Source organism: Streptomyces kryoterrae, from assembly GCF_054072135.1.
The window spans coordinates 2,164,959-2,180,516 of record NZ_CM133358.1; the positions used below are offsets into that span (position 1 = coordinate 2,164,959).

The 15,558-nt window shown below is 67.3% G+C and carries 14 protein-coding genes and 2 pseudogenes; 9 read left to right on the forward strand and 7 right to left on the reverse strand.

Annotation, left to right across the window (positions count from 1 at the left end):
- Positions 1-33 precede the first annotated feature (33 nt).
- From ACW4TU_RS09000 to ACW4TU_RS09030, 7 genes are all read left to right on the forward strand, one after another.
- On the forward strand, positions 34-1,032 hold the full coding sequence (locus tag ACW4TU_RS09000) for a Gfo/Idh/MocA family protein (protein ID WP_457426406.1): 999 nt from the start codon (positions 34-36) through the stop codon (positions 1,030-1,032).
- A gap of 40 nt (positions 1,033-1,072) precedes the next feature.
- A complete protein-coding gene (locus ACW4TU_RS09005; RefSeq protein ID WP_457426408.1) occupies positions 1,073-2,329 on the forward strand; it encodes a radical SAM protein in 1,257 nt (418 codons plus the stop codon).
- Between the two features lie 29 nt (positions 2,330-2,358).
- Entirely contained in the window at positions 2,359-3,105 is a 747-nt protein-coding gene (locus ACW4TU_RS09010; protein WP_457426410.1) for a phosphotransferase family protein, read from the forward strand.
- A 267-nt stretch (positions 3,106-3,372) separates the two neighbouring features.
- Entirely contained in the window at positions 3,373-4,569 is a 1,197-nt protein-coding gene (locus ACW4TU_RS09015; protein WP_457426412.1) for an NAD-dependent epimerase/dehydratase family protein, read from the forward strand.
- Entirely contained in the window at positions 4,566-5,615 is a 1,050-nt protein-coding gene (locus ACW4TU_RS09020) for an endonuclease/exonuclease/phosphatase family protein (RefSeq protein WP_457426414.1), read from the forward strand. The genes ACW4TU_RS09015 and ACW4TU_RS09020 overlap by 4 nt, the downstream gene beginning before the upstream one ends.
- A gap of 179 nt (positions 5,616-5,794) precedes the next feature.
- Complete coding sequence (locus ACW4TU_RS09025; RefSeq protein ID WP_457426416.1) at positions 5,795-6,625, forward strand: aldo/keto reductase; 831 nt, start codon at positions 5,795-5,797, stop codon at positions 6,623-6,625.
- Between the two features lie 496 nt (positions 6,626-7,121).
- Positions 7,122-7,463 (forward strand): DUF6207 family protein, encoded by a 342-nt coding sequence (locus tag ACW4TU_RS09030; RefSeq protein ID WP_457426418.1) that lies wholly within the window; start codon positions 7,122-7,124, stop codon positions 7,461-7,463.
- A 281-nt stretch (positions 7,464-7,744) separates the two neighbouring features.
- Here ACW4TU_RS09030 and ACW4TU_RS09035 read toward each other — a convergent pair whose 3' ends face one another.
- From ACW4TU_RS09035 to acnA, 6 genes and pseudogenes are all read right to left on the reverse strand, one after another.
- Entirely contained in the window at positions 7,745-8,059 is a 315-nt protein-coding gene (locus tag ACW4TU_RS09035; protein ID WP_457426420.1) for a hypothetical protein, read from the reverse strand.
- A 19-nt stretch (positions 8,060-8,078) separates the two neighbouring features.
- On the reverse strand, positions 8,079-8,237 hold the full coding sequence (locus ACW4TU_RS09040; RefSeq protein WP_457426422.1) for a hypothetical protein: 159 nt from the start codon (positions 8,235-8,237) through the stop codon (positions 8,079-8,081).
- A 125-nt stretch (positions 8,238-8,362) separates the two neighbouring features.
- Positions 8,363-8,482 (reverse strand): annotated as a pseudogene (locus tag ACW4TU_RS09045) (site-specific integrase); the annotation flags it as partial.
- A gap of 142 nt (positions 8,483-8,624) precedes the next feature.
- Positions 8,625-9,358: pseudogene (locus tag ACW4TU_RS09050) on the reverse strand (IS5 family transposase); the annotation flags it as partial.
- Positions 9,328-9,450: a hypothetical protein gene (locus ACW4TU_RS09055; RefSeq protein ID WP_457430765.1), complete on the reverse strand. Its 123-nt coding sequence runs from the start codon at positions 9,448-9,450 to the stop codon at positions 9,328-9,330. The gene ACW4TU_RS09055 and the pseudogene ACW4TU_RS09050, both read right to left, overlap by 31 nt.
- Before the next feature lie 281 nt (positions 9,451-9,731).
- Positions 9,732-12,446, reverse strand: coding sequence for an aconitate hydratase AcnA (acnA, locus tag ACW4TU_RS09060; protein WP_457426424.1), 2,715 nt, complete (start codon positions 12,444-12,446; stop codon positions 9,732-9,734).
- Positions 12,447-12,654: 208 nt separating this feature from the next.
- Between acnA and ACW4TU_RS09065 the strand changes: the two genes are divergently transcribed.
- Positions 12,655-12,852 (forward strand): DUF4236 domain-containing protein, encoded by a 198-nt coding sequence (locus ACW4TU_RS09065; RefSeq protein ID WP_164414246.1) that lies wholly within the window; start codon positions 12,655-12,657, stop codon positions 12,850-12,852.
- Between the two features lie 64 nt (positions 12,853-12,916).
- Positions 12,917-14,446: a helix-turn-helix domain-containing protein gene (locus ACW4TU_RS09070; RefSeq protein WP_457426426.1), complete on the forward strand. Its 1,530-nt coding sequence runs from the start codon at positions 12,917-12,919 to the stop codon at positions 14,444-14,446.
- 226 nt (positions 14,447-14,672) lie between these two features.
- On the opposite strand, the gene ACW4TU_RS09075 is transcribed toward ACW4TU_RS09070, so the two are convergent.
- On the reverse strand, positions 14,673-15,512 hold the full coding sequence (locus ACW4TU_RS09075; RefSeq protein WP_457426428.1) for a COG4705 family protein: 840 nt from the start codon (positions 15,510-15,512) through the stop codon (positions 14,673-14,675).
- Positions 15,513-15,558: the final 46 nt, after the last annotated feature.

Genomic DNA, 15,558 nt, shown 5'->3' on the forward strand with positions numbered 1-15,558 from the left:
CGATGTCACCCGTCTCTCAGAAAGGAGCAGTTCGTGACCGTCAGCGCACCTGCGCCCGAGGACGCCCTGCGCTGGGGCATCCTCGGCGCAGCCCGTATCGCCGAGCACTTCGTCGGACCGGCCCTGGCCCGTTCACCCCACGCTGCAGTGCGCGCCGTCGCATCACGCCGTCCCGAGGCCGCGCGACGGCTCGCCGAAGCAGTGGGTGCGCCGCGGGTGCACAGCGACTACCAAGCTCTGCTGGACGATCCTGACGTCGACGCGGTCTACATCGCGCTGCCCAACGCACTACACGCGCCGTGGACGCTCGCCGCGCTGGCCGCAGGCAAGCATGTGCTGTGCGAGAAGCCGCTCACCACCACGCCGCACGATGCCGAGGCGATCCGCTCCGCTGCACGCGAGGCGGGCCGCGTCGTCGCCGAGGCGTTCATGTACCGCGTCCACCCCCAGTTCGCGGCCTTCGTCGAGCGGATCCGTGCGGGCGCCGTCGGCGAGGTCCGCAGCGTGGAAGCCGCACTGTCCTTCGTCCTGGAAGATCCTGCTGACATCCGGATGTCGGACGAACTGGGCGGCGGGGCACTCCTGGACCTCGGGTGCTACATCGCCGACGCCGCCAACCTCGTGTACGGCGGCCTCCCTGTCACGGGCTCCGCCGTCAGCCACCGTGGTGACTCCGGCGTAGACCTCCACACCTGTGCCGTTCTCGACTACGGCCGTGGCAGGACCGCCCAGCTCTCGGCGAGCTTTCTGCTCCCCTGGCACGACTCACGGCTGGTGGTCCGCGGAGACAAGGGCAGCCTCAGCCTTGACCACTGCTTCAACCCCGGTACGGGAGAAGGTCGTCTGACCCTGCTGACGGCGGACGGGCACCGGGAGCTGACCACCTACGCGGGCGTCGACATGTACGAACTGATGGTCGACCGCTTTGTCCACATGGTGAGTGGGCGCGGGGAAAGTTACGTCACTCTCGACGATTCCGTGGGCGTGCAGCAGGCGCTGGCGCTACTCACCACGCCGCGCACCGATCGGTGACGCGACACCCAACCGTCTTCACTCCGGTAAGGAGATTGATATGCGAAAAGACGACCGACTCCTGACTGCGTCAGTGCATCCGTTCGAGCTCACGGACCGACGCCGCGACAACCAGGCCCTGAACCTCGAGGAGTACCAGCAAGGGGCGGTCAAGCTGCACAGCCGGCCGCTGGCTCTGTTCGTCGAACTCACCGAGAACTGCAACCTCAAATGCCCGATGTGCCGCTTCGGGGAAAAGTATGACCCGGCCCTGAACATGGACGAGCAAATGTTCGACCGGCTGGCCGACGAACTCTTCCCGTACGCGCATCTGGTGGACGTCCGCGGCTGGGGCGAGTCCACCATGCTCAGCGGCTTCGGGGACATGGTGCTGCGCGCCCTCGAGCATCAGGTCCGGGTCCGGGTCGTGACCAACGGCCAGATCAACCGGCCCGCCGTCTGGGACGCCATGATGCGGGGGCAGGGCATCGTCACCGTCTCGTGCGACGCCGCCTCGCCCGCCCTGTTCAAGAAGTTGCGGGGCGGCGGAAGCCTGGAGCGGCTCGAAGCGACCTGCCGCGCCCTCGTGGAGGCGCGCGACCGCTACCAAGTCCCGCGCGACCATGTGAACTTCAATGTCGTCTCCAGCATGGACAACCTGGACGAGCTCGCCGACATCGTGCGGCTCGCGAGCCGGCTGGACATTCCGCTCCTGGTCATCCACCCGCTGGTTGCCGCTGCCGACGACCCCTCCCACCTGCGCCAGGACCTGGGCCGGACGCGCGAGGCGTACGCCGAGGCGGCCGAGGCCGGCCGCGAACTCGGCGTCGTCGTGCAGCTCGGTGCCGCACCGGACCCTTCTCTGGCGCTGCCGGAGATGGTCCGCAAGCCGGCCTGCATGCACCCGTGGAGCTATGCGTACATTCGCTACAACGGGGACGTCGGATTCTGCGACCACCTGATCGGCAACGGCGAGTACACCCTCGGCTCCCTGCGCGAGAACACCTTCGAGGAGATCTGGAACGGCGAGGCGTGGCAGTCGCTGCGCCAGGCTCATGTACAGGGTGAGATACCCGATGCCTTCGCCCCGTGCCGCTACACCTACGCGCAGCGCTACATCGACTTCGAACACCTGGTACATCCCGACCGGGCGGAGATGATCGTGAGCAGCGCCACCCACGCCGAGGTCACACGGACCCGGGATCCCCGGGAGGTGCCCGTGGTGCCGTTCGGTCTTGAGCCCACGCCAGAGGTACTGGTACCCACGGCCATGCTCTCCGAGAGGCTGCGGCAGCTGCCCGGTTCACCACGTTCGTGAGCGAAAAGACTTAGGTTAGGAGCTACACCATGAATGAAATCGAGAAACTCCTCGGCGGCTTCATAAGTGGCGTGGTCCTGGTGGACGGCACGGTGCGACGTAGTCCGACCGGGAATTCCGGTTTCGTCAACCGCCTGCTGCAGCACTACGAAGCGAATTCCTGGAACGGCGCGCCCCGCTACCTCGGTAGAGACGAGGAGGGCCGGGACACGCTCAGCTATGTCCAGGGATATGTGCCCTGGCAGGGCGGCAACCCCGCGGTCGCCTCCTCCGCGGCCTTGACCGCGCTTGCCCGCCTGGTCCGCGCGGCCCACGACCTCACGGCAGGCCATCCTCTGGCGGACGGGCATGAGGTGGTGTGCCACAACGATCTGTCACCCAAGAACACGGTGTACCGCTCCACGGATGAACCACTGGAGCCCATCGCTCTCATCGACTGGGACCTGGCGGCACCAGGTCGGCGTGTCCATGATGTGGCGCATCTGTGCTGGCAGTACTTGAGCCTCGGTCCCGGCACGGATCCGGTATGGGCGTCCGGACGGATCCGTGAGGTCGCGGATGCCTACGGTCTGGCATCCGCCGACCGCCAGGAGCTGGTACCAAATGTGGCCGCGTGGCAGGAACGCTGCTGGTGGGGTATCGAGAGCGGAGCCGCCGGCGGAGATCCGGCCTTGATCAGTTTGTGTGAGGCGGGCGTCCCGGAGGAGATTCGGGCCGCACATGCCTGGGTGACGCACCATCAGCAGACCCTGGAGGCCGGCCTCGCGGCCAACTGATTTGGCAGGACGCCGCTTCCCGCTTCTCCGCCCTCGTCAGGGCTGGCGGGAGCCGGTGACGTCCGTCCGCTCTGGTCGTTCGGTTCCTCCGCGTCCGCCTGACGCGCCACGCGGACGCCCCATAGATATCCGATTGCACGGACGAAGACAGTGACCGGTCCGTGGAATCGGACTTGATCTGCTCGGCCGTGCCCGGCTCGGCCCGCTCGCGGCTTTGGTCGCACCGTTTTCCGCCGACATCCGGCACCCAGGTAAAAGGAGTTGCATATGCCAAATGAGCGCCCTCAGACCGTCCTTGTCCTCGGTGGGGACGGATTCTGCGGCTGGCCCACCGCTCTGGACCAGTCTGACCGGGGTCGCAATGTCGTCATCGTCGACAACCTCAGCCGCCGCAAGATCGATGCTGAACTTGGAACGGCCTCGCTGACCCCGATCCAGAGCCCGGAGCGACGGCTGGAGACATGGCGTGCCTTGTCGGGCCGGACCATCGACTTTGTCGAGCTGGATGTCTCGGCGGACGTCGAGGCTCTGAGCGGACTCCTGGACAAATACCGGCCGGACGCCGTTGTCCACTTCGCCGAACAGCGCTCCGCGCCCTATTCGATGCTGTCCTCGACGCATCGAACCTACACGGTGCGTAACAACCTGATAGCGACTCAGAACCTGCTTGAGGCAATTCGCCTCTCAGGGGTGCCCACGCACATTGTGCACCTTGGGTCGGTGGGGGTGTACGGCTATTCGTCGAAGGACTGGACGATGCCGGAGGGCTATCTTGAGGTCACCGTCCCGTCATCTGCGCACCCGGACCGGAAAGTGGAGATACTGCATCCCTTCGAACCGGTTTCTATCTACCACCTCAGTAAGTGCATGGATGCGCAACTGTTCGAGTTCTATGCCCGGTACGACAACCTCCGGATCACCGATCTGCACCAGGGTGTCGTCTGGGGAACGCAGACCCGATTGACGAGCCAGAGCGATCTTCTGGTCAACCGTTTCGACTACGACTCCGTCTGGGGCACCGTGGTGAACCGTTTCCTCATGCAGGCGGCGCTCAATCACCCCCTGACCGTATACGGCGTGGGCGAGCAAACTCGCGCGTTCATCCACCTCGAAGATGCCGTGAACTGCGTCAACCTCGCCCTGGAGAACCCGCCGGCGCCGGGTGATCGGGTGCGGGTCCGCAACCAGGTGGCCGAGTGCCTGCGGGTGCTGGATGTAGCCACCGTGATATCGGATCAGACTGGTGCCGAGATTTCCTACGTGGACAATCCGAGGAACGAGGAGGCGCAGAACACCCTCAGCGTGACCAACGAGAGCTTCTCGGAGCTCGGTTTCACCCCCACCCTTCTGCGCGAGGGGATCTGGCGCGAGTCGGTGGAGATCGCGCAGCGGTTCCGCGCCGATGTCGATCTCGATCGAATCCTGCCCGCGCGGCCCGGTGAGCACGTGGGGGAACGCGCATGAACGGCATGCGGCAGGACGTAGTGACGGAATTGTCCGCGGTGGACACTGATTTCCTTGAGCGTGCCCGGCGGGCCACAGGCGATCCGGCCGAGCATGACCGGCTGTTCGGTGAGGCCGAAATCTTCGGCCAGATCGAAGTGCGTCAGCCGAGCAATGCCGTCTCGAAACATGACGGGCCAGTACGGATAGGCGCGTGGAACGCGGAGCGCTGCAAGTACGTCGGGGCAAGCGCGCAGCTCATCAGGGAATCGGGCTGCGATGTCGTGCTGCTGTCCGAGATGGACGTGGGCATGGCCCGTTCCGCCAATCTGCACACACTGCGCGCACTGGCCGAAGAGCTCGGTTTCGGCTATGCGTACTGCGCGGAGTTTCTTGAGCTGGGCATGGGAAATCAATCCGAGCAAGTCGAGTTCGCTGACGAGTGCAACCTGGTCGGAATCCATGGCAATGGAATTCTTTCCCGTTTCCCCTTGTCGGAACCGCTGGTCGTGAATTCCCCCGCACAAGGCCTGTGGTACTCACTGGACTGGCACCACCGCCGGATCGGTGGTCGGCGGGCTCTGTTCGCAACCGTCGCTGTCGGTACGGAACGGATCAGGGTGGGCAGCGTCCATCTGGAGAGCCTGTCCGATCCCGACACGAGGTCCGCGGAGCTTTCGGCGCTCGTCGACTCGACCGATTCGACGTTGCCCACCGTCATCGGCGGCGATTTCAACACAGCAGACGTACCCGACGAGGAAGCGCCGGACGACTGGTTCGCCAAACCTGGTCACCACGAGCCGCTGTTCGACGTGTTCGCAGCGGCGGGTTTCGACTGGCTGGACTGCAACTCGGCGGTCCCGACTCGTCGCACCCTGGGCAACGGCCTGCCCCGCGCCCCGCACCGCAGGATGGACTGGCTTTTCCGGCGCGGCCTGGCCGCACGAAATCCCCTGTGTCGACCTGCGGTGAACTCGGCCGGCCATCCCATCTCCGACCACGAACTCGTCAGCGCTGACTTCCTGCACGGGCTCCCCGACGACCGTGGCAGGGCTCGCGAGTGGTGACGACGAGGCCTTGCGAGCCCGTCGGCGCGTGAAGGAGACCGCGGTGCGAAGTGCACCCGCGAGTCGCACGACGTCCGGTGAGGTCAGACTCGGGCCTCGTCCCCCGCCCGTCCGGTTGATCAACGCTTCACCCCATCGGTGACGCAGGGTGTATGACACAGTCGAAAGAGAGTCCAACGGTGACCAACATTCCGGTCCACACACTCAACGACGGAACGTCGAGCCCGGCGACCGGTCTGGGTACCTGGCCGATGACAGACGCGGAGGCGGAGGAGGCGGTGGCCGGAGCCCTCGGCATGGGCTACCGCCTCGTCGACACGGCGACGAGCTACCGCAACGAGACCGGCGTCGGCCGCGGTATGGCGCGCAGTGGCGTCCCTCGCGAGGAGATCGTGGTGACGACGAAAGTCCCCGGCCGGCACCACGGATACGAGGAGACCCTGGCCTCCTTCGAGGCGTCCCGCGCACGGCTCGGCGTGGAGTACGTGGACCTGTACCTGATCCACTGGCCGCTGCCCCGCGTCGACAAGTACGTCGACTCCTGGCGGGCCATGATCAAGCTCCGCGAGGACGGCCTGGTCCGCTCGATCGGCGTCTCGAACTTCACTCCCGAGCACATCGAGCGGCTGGAGAAGGAGACCGGCGTCCTGCCGTCCGTCAACCAGATCGAACTGCACCCCTACTTGCTGCAGGACGGCCTGCGCGCGTTCCACCAGGCCAAGGGCATCCGCACGGAGAGCTGGAGCCCTCTGGGCTGCGGCAAGCACCTGCTGGACGAACCCAAGATCATCACCGTTGCCGAGGACCTCGGAGTGACCCCGGCCCAGGTGGTCCTGCGCTGGCACACCCAGCTTGGCGCGATTCCCATCCCCAAGTCCGCGAGCTCCGAGCGGCAGCGCGAGAACCTCGATATCTTCGGCTTCACTCTCAGCCCCGCCCAGATGCGGTCCGTCGCGGACCACGTCCCCCGGCGGCTGGGCGGGGACCCGGAGGTCTACGAGGAGTTCTGAGTCCGCGGCGGAGTACCCCCGGGGCCCCGCGGGACGACCGGGAGTGCTCGCGCACTGCGCGCCGCGGTTCGAGGACGCGCCGAATCCGGTCTGTCCGTTCGAGTGATCGCACCGTCGACGGCGGCACCACGATTGCCCGCTCGGGCGGCGAGAAGGCCGGATGGACCTGCGTCTCGCCCTGGAATGTATTAAGCGAGCTCGGCGGGATACGGACGGTTGGGGACCGGCTTTGTGGAGATGGGTCCCGAACTCAGCAGCGCGCTTCGAACGATCCGACCCGCCAGCTCGGTGAGGACCTGCGTTTCCTCGGGCTCGGCTCGCTGCTGCGAACTCCCGACTCTTGTCGTCGGTCTGTCCGCAACCGTCCTGACCTGCAGCGATCGCCTGAACGTTCCCGTAGTGGCGGGTGTGCGTTCCAGAGCGATCTCCTGGCCACCCGCTGACCTGCGGCGATGGAGTTTTCTACAAGCCCCGTGCGGAGGCCGTCTCGTACGGCATGGGAGACATCATCACCGGCCTCGTGTCGGAACCCGGGCTCGCGGTCGTCGAGATCGTCGCCGGGGACGAAGCGACGCTGCAGACCATCGCCGTGCACCTCGCTGGCTCATGGGCCTCGACCGGGACCCCGGTCGACTACCGGACGACGGAGGACGGCGTGGTCAGCGGGCGGCTGCAACTGAACCTCCAGCTGCCCCCGCTCGGTACGGTGCGGACGCTGCCGGCGGACTGGGTGCGGTTCGCGTCGCCTCCGTGGGGTGCCCGGCTGGGCCTGGACAAGCCGGGGTGCCTGCGGGCCCGGGCGGACGGCCAGCCGTGTACGCAGCAGGCGGCAGAGTGACCGGAGGGCTTCGTCGAGGTGGACGACGTCGGTGCCTGCTGGTCTCATCTCGACGAGACCGAGCGGGAGTGGTGCCTGCGCGCACGCGAGGCGTACCGGGCAGCGTTCTGGGAGTTGAAGCGTGCGCACCGGGAGACCGCCGGGCACGACAGGAACGAGCAGCGCGAGGGCTGCACGGGGGCGGTAGGGGGCTTGAGGAGCATCAGGCCGTGGGATGACCTTGAAGGCGTGAGGGCCCGGCCCCGCTTGGCGAACAGGTAGAGGGGCGGATGGGAGGGCCGTCAGTCCTCGTCAAGATCCCTGCGCAGGTCTTCGGCGAGCAGGTCTCCAATCTGGGCTTCGGCCTGGTCGATCTGGGCCATCAGCACGGACCTGCGGGCCTGGGCCTCCTCGATCCGGGTCAGGGCGGCATGGTGACGGTGGAGTTCCGCGCGGAACTCGGTGACGATCATCCGGAACTCGACGCCCGGGGCCGTGCATCCACTTTCCCACGCGACGTGGAGTTCTTCCTGCCTCATCACACCGACCGCTGGCGGGGGCTGGCCGTCCCGGAGCGTGATCACCGCCTCGGCACCGGCGGCACGGGGTGCGGTCACGCTCCTCTCGCGTTCGCGCTCACCCAGTGCCGCAGCACAGCCCGCTGGTCTGGTCCTCCCTGATCGCGACCGAGACGGACCACTGGACCGGGATGGCACCGGCGACGCTGGTGATCGCCCTCGGCTTCGGGACCGGCGTCATCGCCCGGACCAGGCCGCAGTCCATGGAGTGGACCACGACAACCGGAGATCGCCTCGGCGCTGCTCACCTCCGCCCAGCACCTCGGCGTCGCCCCCGGCCACGCGATCCTGGCGAGCGTCGCCGCTGCAGTCAACGCCGCGCCGCGACGGCCGGCACGAGTACTTCGCTTTGAGAAGCCGGGGCAGCAGTCGGGCGGTGCCGGCGTCCCAGTAGACGGTGTCCAGCACGTAGTCCTCGCGCGCCTGGCCACGGCGGCGGGCCTTGGCCCGGGCGCCCTTAGAGGTCCTAAGAGAAGTTGTTGATCATGTGACTTTCAGTGGGGATTCGACGTCGCCAACGACGCCATGATGCGGGCGCGGCTGATGATCGGCGGCCTGTGCCTCGGCGCGATGAAGCGCTGCCTCGGTGTGGCCGTCGGCTGGCGAGGCCGAGGAAGGCCTCGTGGATGTTGTCGCGTCGTTCCCAGCGGATGCGCAGGCGGCGGAAGCCGTGCGGCCAGGCGATCGTTCTCTCGACCACATACCGGAAGATGCCCAGGCCGGAGCCGTGGGGCCGGCCCCGTTCGGCGATGACGGGGCGGATGCCGCGCTGCCAAAGCGGCCGCCGGTATGTGTCGTGGTCGTAGCCGCGGTCCGCGAAGAGCATGTCCGGCCGTCGCCGTGGCCGGCCGACCACTCCGGCCACGGCGGGGATCTTGTCGAGCAGGGGCAGGAGTTGGGTGACGTCGTTGCGGTTGCCGCCGGTCAGGGACACCGCGAGCGGGATGCCCTGGCCGTCGGTGAGGATGTGGTGCTTGCTGCCCGGCCGTGCGCGGTCGACCGGGCTGGGACCGCTTTTGGGCCCCGCCGGGCCGCCCTGACACGGGAGGAGTCGATCACCGCCCGCGACCAGTCCAGCTTCTTCGCCGCCCGCAGCTTCTTCAGCAGCACCAGGTGCAGTTGGTCCCACACCCCGGCCTCGTTCCACGCGGCCAGCCGCCTCCAGCACGTCATGCCCGAGCCGAAACCAAGCTCCTGGGGCAGGTACTCCCACTGGGTCCCGGTGTGCAGCACGAACAGGATCCCGCACAGCGCCTGCCGGTCGGGCACCCGCGGCCGGCCCTCCACCAGCTTCGGACCCGGCTCAGTCAGCAACGGCTCGACGCCCGCACCAGCCAGCCCCGTTTCTCCAGCACGTAGGCACGGTGCCGGATCTTCTCCACCTCGTTCTTGATCTCCGCTTCCCGGCCCACCGCCCGCGTCAGTTCCACCCGGTTCACCGGCCCCGAAGCGGCCACCGAACAGGGAGTGCCACAACGCACTCAGTCAACTTCTAGCCCCTCGTGTGACGGTGAGCCCTGCCCCAGGCAGCTCAGGGCAAAGGGCGGATCAGCGTCGGCGGGACACGTACCGGCCACTACTCGATCAGCATGAACCAGCAAGCGCCCCGCCAGGCCGAAGCCTGACGGGGCGCTTGTGCGAGACTCTGGTGCGACGGCCGTTGGCGGCGGGTCAGCGACCAGATCCTCTGACATCCGAGCCGATCAGCTCATCAACCGACAAGTTGGCGAAGCACGTACTGCATGATGCCGCCGTTGCGGTAGTAGTCGGCCTCACCGGGGGTGTCGATGCGGACGACCGCGTCGAAGTCGACGCCCGTGTCGGTGGTCACCTTGACCGTGCGCGGGGTGGTGCCGTTGTTCAGCTCCTCGACGCCGGTGAAGGAGAAGGTCTCCTCGCCGGTGAGGCCGAGGGACTCGGCGGTGGCGCCCTCCGGGTACTGGAGCGGGAGGACACCCATGCCGATGAGGTTCGAGCGGTGGATGCGCTCGTACGACTCGGCGATGACGGCCTTGACGCCGAGGAGGGCGGTGCCCTTGGCGGCCCAGTCACGGGACGAGCCGGAGCCGTACTCCTTGCCGGACAGGATGACCAGCGGGATGCCCTGCTCGATGTAGTTGCGCGAGGCGTCGTAGATGAAGGCGACGGGCGCGTCCGGCTGGGTGAAGTCGCGGGTGTAGCCGCCCTCGGTGCCCGGCGCGATCTGGTTGCGCAGGCGGATGTTGGCGAACGTGCCGCGGATCATCACCTCGTGGTTGCCACGACGGGAGCCGTACGAGTTGAAGTCACGGCGCTCGACACCGTGCTCGGTGAGGTACTTGCCACCGGGGGTGTCGGCCTTGATCGCGCCGGCCGGGGAGATGTGGTCGGTGGTGACCGAGTCGCCGAGCTTGGCGAGGACGCGGGCGCCGGCGATGTCCGAGACCGGGGTGGTCTCCATCGTCATGCCCTCGAAGTAAGGGGGCTTGCGCACGTACGTCGACTGCGGGTCCCACTCGAAGGTGTTGCCCTCGGGGATCGACAGGGCCTGCCACTGGGCGTCGCCCGCGAAGACGTCGGCGTAGGACTTGGCGAACATGTCCTCGCCGATGGCGTTCGCCACGACGTCGTTGACCTCGGCCTCGGAGGGCCAGATGTCGGCCAGGAAGACCGGCTTGCCCTCCTGGTCCACACCGAGGGCGTCGCGCGTGATGTCCACCTTCATGGAACCCGCGAGGGCGTACGCGACGACCAACGGCGGGGACGCCAGGTAGTTCATCTTGACGTCGGGGTTGATCCGGCCCTCGAAGTTACGGTTGCCGGAGAGCACCGAAGTGACGGCCAGGTCATGGTCGTTGACGGCCTTGGAGACCTCGTCCGGCAGCGGGCCGGAGTTGCCGATGCAGGTGGTGCAGCCGTAGCCGACGAGGTTGAAGCCGACCTTGTCGAGGTAGGGGGTGAGCCCCGCCTTGTCGAAGTAGTCGGTGACGACCTTGGAGCCCGGGGCGAGGGTGGTCTTGACCCACGGCTTGCGGGTCAGGCCCTTCTCCACGGCCTTCTTCGCGACCAGCGCGGCGGCGACCATGACGTACGGGTTCGAGGTGTTGGTGCAGGAGGTGATGGCCGCGACCGTCACCGCGCCGTGGTCGATCTCGTAGGTCGAGCCGTCGGGGGCGGTCACGGTGACCGGGTTGGACGGAACGCCGTTCGGAGCGACGGCCGGGGAGTCGGAGGCCGGGAAGGACTCCTTGCCCGCCTCGTCCACGTCGTCGACGTAGTTGCGGACGTCGACCTTGAACTGCTCGGCGGCGTTCGCGAGGACGATGCGGTCCTGCGGGCGCTTCGGGCCGGCGATGGAGGGGACGACCGTCGAGAGGTCGAGCTCCAGCCTCTCGGAGAAGTCGGGCTCGGCGGCCGGGTCCAGCCAGAGGCCCTGCTCCTTGGCGTACGCCTCGACGAGCGCGACCTGCTGCTCGTCGCGGCCGGTGAGCTTCAGGTACTTCAGGGTCTCACCGTCGATCGGGAAGATCGCGGCCGTGGAACCGAACTCCGGCGACATGTTGCCGATGGTGGCGCGGTTCGCGAGGGAGGTGGCGGCCACGCCCTCGCCGTAGAACTCGACGAACTTGCCGACGACACCGTGCTTGCGGAGCATCTCCGTGATGGTCAGCACGAGGTCGGTGGCGGTGGTGCCGGGCGTCAGCTCACCGGTGAGCTTGAAGCCGACGACGCGCGGGATGAGCATCGAGACGGGCTGGCCCAGCATCGCGGCCTCGGCCTCGATACCGCCGACGCCCCAGCCGAGCACACCGAGGCCGTTGACCATGGTGGTGTGGGAGTCGGTGCCGACGAGGGTGTCGGGGTACGCCTGGCCGTTACGGACCATGACCGTACGGGCGAGGTGCTCGATGTTGACCTGGTGGACGATGCCGGTGCCGGGCGGGACGACCTTGAAGTCGTCGAAGGCGGTCTGGCCCCAGCGCAGGAACTGGTAGCGCTCCTTGTTGCGGCCGTACTCCAGCTCGACGTTCTGGCCGAAGGCCTCCGGCGTGCCGAACTTGTCGGCGATCACGGAGTGGTCGATGACCATCTCGGCCGGGGAGAGCGGGTTGACCTTCGCCGGGTCGCCGCCGAGCGCCTTGACGGCCTCACGCATGGTCGCGAGGTCGACGACACAGGGCACGCCGGTGAAGTCCTGCATGATCACGCGGGCCGGCGTGAACTGGATCTCCTGGCTGGGCTGCGCCTGCGAGTCCCAGCCACCGATGGCCCGGATGTGGTCGGCGGTGATGTTCGCGCCGTCCTCGGTACGGAGCAGGTTCTCCAGCAGCACCTTCAGGCTGTACGGAAGGCGAGCCGAGCCTTCCACCTTGTCCAGCCGGAAGATCTCGTACGACTCGTCGCCCACGCTGAGCGTGCTACGGGCGTCGAAGCTGTTCGCCGACACGACAGTCTCCTTCATTGATGTGCGCGTTCACCGCATCCTGCCGCCACGACGACTTGGCCGATCCGTTAAGGTCAGGCTAAGTTAGGTAACCCTTACCGGCAGAGATATCTCGATGTCGAGATAACTCTAGTGCATGGGTGGCGAATGGTCATGCCCGGCCGCCGTGTGATGTAGCCATCACTGCGCCGATCCGGGGTAACAGGGCCCTATGCCTCTCACATTTCGCAAGAGCTTCCGGATACTCCCTTGGCTCCGACTGAACATCAACAGGCGATCCATGTCGTTCACCACAGGCGGCAAGAACGGTCCGCGACACACGCGCAGCACCACAGGACGTCGCACGACATCGATGAATCTGCCCGGACCGTTCGGGTGGCGGAAGACCCGCACGAAGAAGGACGACTGACCAGCCGTCACCCGAGCGGATCCCACACGAGGCGTCATCTCATATCTGAGATAACCTCAACCTCATGGCAGACGACTACCTCGTACGTATCGGCAAGCTCATCCGTGACGCCAGACAGCACCGGGGCTGGACACAGACGCAGCTCGCCGAGGCGCTCGGCACCAGCCAGAGCGCGGTCAACCGCATCGAGCGAGGCAATCAAAACATCAGCCTTGAGATGATCGCTCGAATCGGTGAAGCGCTCGACAGTGAGATCGTCTCTCTGGGGTACGCGGGTCCGATGCATCTGCGCGTGGTCGGTGGCCGTCGGCTGTCCGGCTCCATCGACGTCAAGACCAGCAAGAACGCGTGTGTAGCGCTGCTGTGCGCCTCGCTCCTCAACAAGGGGCGCACAGTGCTGCGCCGCGTCGCCCGCATCGAAGAGGTGTACCGCCTGCTGGAGGTGCTCAACTCGATCGGCGTACGGGCGCGGTGGATCAACGACGGTGTCGACCTGGAGATCGTGCCGCCGGCCGAGCTGAACATGGCGGCCATCGACGCCGAGGCCGCCCGCCGGACCCGCTCGATCATCATGTTCCTCGGCCCGCTGCTGCACCGCCTGGACAGCTTCAGGCTGCCGTACGCGGGTGGCTGCGACCTCGGCACCCGGACCATCGAGCCGCACATGATCGCGCTGCGCCGGTTCGGGCTGGACATCGCGGCGACGGAAGGGCTCTACCACGCCCGGGTCGACCGTTCCGTCTCCCCCGGCCGCCCGATCGTGCTGACCGAGCGCGGGGACACCGTCACCGAGAACGCGCTGCTCGCCGCCGCCCGGCACGACGGCGTGACCGTCATCCGCAACGCGTCCTCCAACTACATGGTCCAGGACCTGTGCTTCTTCCTGGAGGCCCTGGGCGTACGGGTCGAGGGCGTCGGCACGACGACGCTCACCGTGCACGGCGTACCGACCATCGACGTCGACGTCGACTACTCGCCCTCCGAGGACCCGGTCGAGGCGATGAGCCTGCTGACGGCTGCGGTCGTCACGGAGTCCGAGCTGACCGTACGCCGGGTGCCGATCGAGTTCCTGGAGATCGAGCTGGCGGTCCTGGAGGAGATGGGCCTCGACCATGACCGTACGCCTGAGTACTTCGCGGACAACGGCCGTACGCGGCTGGTCGACCTGACGGTCCGGCCCTCCAAGCTGGAGGCGCCGATCGACAAGATCCACCCCATGCCGTTCCCGGGCCTGAACATCGACAACGTGCCGTTCTTCGCGGCCATCGCGGCCTCCGCGCAGGGCAAGACCCTCATCCACGACTGGGTCTACGACAACCGCGCGATCTATCTGACCGACCTGAACCGCCTCGGCGGGCGCCTCCAGCTCCTCGACCCGCACCGGGTGCTGGTCGACGGCCCGACCCGCTGGCGAGCCGCCGAGATGATGTGCCCGCCCGCGCTGCGACCGGCGGTGGTGGTCCTGCTGGCGATGATGTCGGCGGAGGGCACGTCCGTACTCCGGAACGTGTACGTCATCAACCGGGGGTACGAGGATCTGGCGGCACGGCTCAACTCGGTGGGGGCGCAGATCGAGATCTTCCGGGACATCTGAGCGACGGCCGCCCGGGGACTTCTGTGGGACTTCGGCCCGGGAGCACTCTGTTTCCGGTCTCCCGGGCCATGGCAAGGCGGTCGGCGGGCGGGTTCCTCTCCCCGCTCGTCCTGGACAGGCCGCACCCGATGACCGGTACGCCGGTGTCCGGGGTTGGCGACAGCGAGGGCCTCGGTGCCGGGCGCCGTGTCGCCCGACGTCGTCGCCGCGATCTCTCGCGAGCCGTTCAGGCCGTCTGCCGAGCGACGCGCCCGGGGTCCACGATGTCCTTGCGGGTCACCGCCAGGTAGACGACCAGGCCGAGGATGACCGCCAGGAAGAGCCCGCTGGTGACGACGGTGCCGATACCGAGGCCGCCGTCGCCGGTCGGCTGGGAGAGGTAGTCGCCGATCGAGGCTCCGAGCGGGCGGGTGAGGATGTAGGCGATCCAGAAGCTCCACACCGCGTCCAGACCCAGCGTGAAGTGCGCGAGCGCCACGGCCGCGATGGCCAGGGCGAACAGGACGGCCGCGAGCCAGTACCCGAGGTCCATGCGCTCGGAGACCAGGTCGCCGGCCGCTGTGCCGAGGGCGAACGTGAACAGTACGGCCAGCCAGTAGAACGCCTCACGGCTGGTGGTGTCGATGCTGTGGATGGACAGGGTCCGCTCACGCCGGTACCAGACGACGAAGACGACCGCGAGGAGGATCGCGAAGACCGTGGTGGTCGTCTCCAGCGGTACGCCCATGTTGTCGGTGAGGTTGTCGCTGATCAGTGTGCCGACGACGCTGATGAGGGCGACGGCGAGCCAGTACACGCCCGCGCGGTAGGCGGTCGTACGGAACTGCACGACAAGGACGACCGCGAGCAGCGCGCTCATCAGGACCGACACACCGGTCAGGCCCAGACCGGCCTTCTCGTTGAGCAGGTCCGCCGCGGTCTCGCCGACCGTCGTGCACAGCACCTTGATGATCCAGAAGTAGGCGGTGACCTCGGGGACCTTGTTCCAGCGCAGGCGGTGGGACGGGCGGGCGGAGGCACTCGTGCCCGGTTCGGCCTCAGGTGTCTCGGAGAGTTCGTAGGTCATGGGGCGGGACACTGCCAGCGGTTGCCTGAACACATCCTGACTGCCG